Source organism: Actinomyces polynesiensis (assembly GCF_000820725.1).
Lineage (GTDB): Bacteria > Actinomycetota > Actinomycetes > Actinomycetales > Actinomycetaceae > Pauljensenia > Pauljensenia polynesiensis.
This window is the reverse complement of the sequence record NZ_CCXH01000088.1, coordinates 1-1,683: the sequence shown is the minus strand read 5'-3', so window position 1 is coordinate 1,683 and position 1,683 is coordinate 1. Positions and strand designations below refer to the sequence as shown.

Genomic DNA, 1,683 nt, shown 5'->3' with positions numbered 1-1,683 from the left:
CCCGGCTCGGTTGCCGTGGTGCGCCCCGGCACGAGGCCGGCCGGGGAGGCTCCCGACGTGGCGTCGGCGGGGGAGGCATTCACGCCCGTACCCCCCATCCGGACAGGCGCAGCGCGATGAGGGCGGCCGTGGCCAGCAGTGCCACCAGGTCACCGGTACCCAGGCCGAGGCGCACGATGCTGGTGGGCCTGGGGATCGCGCCGAGTCCCCGGACCAGGGCGGAGGCGCTCAGATCGTCCGCCAGACGCGTCGTGGAGGCGAGCAGGGGGACCATCAGGTACTGGGTGGCCCGTGCAGGGTGGGAGATGAGCCCGAAGGCCCCGGGGAACACACGCCTCAGACGCATGGCGTCGGAGATGGCGTGCACCTCGGCGCCGACCGTCGGGATGAACCGCAGCATGACGGTGAAGGGGATGACGATGGTCTGGGGGACGTGCAGACCCCTCAGTGCGGCCGCCATCTCGGAGGCGCCCGTGGTGGACACGACGTACCCGGCCATCCCGAGGGACACCGTGAAGCGACTGAACCAGAAGGCGGCCGCCGCGATGAAGGCTGACGCCGTGGAGTGCCAGAGCAGTGGCAGCAGGAGGAAGCAGGCGAGTGTCCCGCCGAAGGTGAGGAGGTAGGGCCTCAGGGCCCAGCTGCTGGTGACGGTCAGGAGCAGTGCCGCCACGAGGACCGCGGCAGCGAGGACGACCGCGGTGGGACTGCTCCTCAGGGTGATCGCGTTGACCACCACCAGGACCAGGAGTTTGGTGCGGGGGTCGAGGCGGAGCAGGCGCACGCGCACGGGTGCTCCGCCGGACAGCGCAGGAGCGGCCCTGAGTGCGGACGGGGTCGAGGACATCAGGCGACTCCGGCCCTCTCGAAGTTGCGGTGGAGGACGCGGGTCCCGATCCATCCCCCCAGCAGGGCGGTGACGAGGATGACCACTGCCCACACGACGAGGACCACCGGGGTGAAGAGGGCGTGCATCCCGTCGGCGTACTCCTGGCCCATGCTGGAGACGATGCCCGCGAAGTAGGCGTCCGACTGGTGGAAGATCGGGAACAGCGGGACCACCAGCGACAGCTCGGCGATCGCGTAGGCCACGACATTGCGTGGCAGGGACCGGTAGTGGGCGGAGTTGGCGACCAGGTCGGCCGTGAACCCCAGGAGTGCCGCTCCGAGGACCGTGTACCAGACGTGCCCCGAGAGGACCATCAGCAGGCCGACGACCGTGTAGGGGATCGTGAGGGCACCGAACACCGGTGTCCTGGCCAGGAAGAGCATGATGACCGTGCCGTTGAGGAGGATACCGACCACCCACCCCACGAACATCATGAAGGGGTTGAAGAAGCCCAGCATGCCGCTCACGTACGTGATCACGAAGTAGATCGCCGTGAAGACGCCGATGTTGATGAGGTTGCGGGGTGAAAGGCCGGCGCTGGTGCGTGGCATTGGTGCTCCAGATCTCGTCGATGTGAAGATAAGGTAAGCCTTACCTACTGATAAAGCCCGCGCATGGGTCCCAGGTCCCCGGCGGCAGTGTCCGAGACCGGTCGGGTCCCCACCCGTGTGGGGTCGGGGCGGCGGCGGGGACGTCCGCCGTGTGAGGGCCGCCGCAGGACCTCAGCGGGAGCGCCCGGAGGGTGGGGTGCCACCGGAGACCGGCGGGCGCCTCCCCGGAGGCCGGGACTGACG

General features: G+C 69.4%; 2 protein-coding genes. Both read right to left on the bottom strand.

Annotated features, from left to right (window positions below; genetic code table 11):
• Positions 1 to 79: 79 nt before the first annotated feature.
• The gene (locus TA90_RS03465) at positions 80 to 847 is read right to left on the bottom strand and encodes an energy-coupling factor transporter transmembrane component T (protein WP_052450452.1); all 768 of its coding nucleotides are present in this window, start codon (positions 845 to 847) and stop codon (positions 80 to 82) included.
• Complete coding sequence (locus TA90_RS03460; RefSeq protein ID WP_043534632.1) at positions 847 to 1,440, bottom strand: MptD family putative ECF transporter S component; 594 nt, start codon at positions 1,438 to 1,440, stop codon at positions 847 to 849. Before TA90_RS03460 ends, TA90_RS03465 begins: the two co-directional genes overlap by 1 nt.
• Between the last annotated feature and the right edge of the window lie 243 nt (positions 1,441 to 1,683).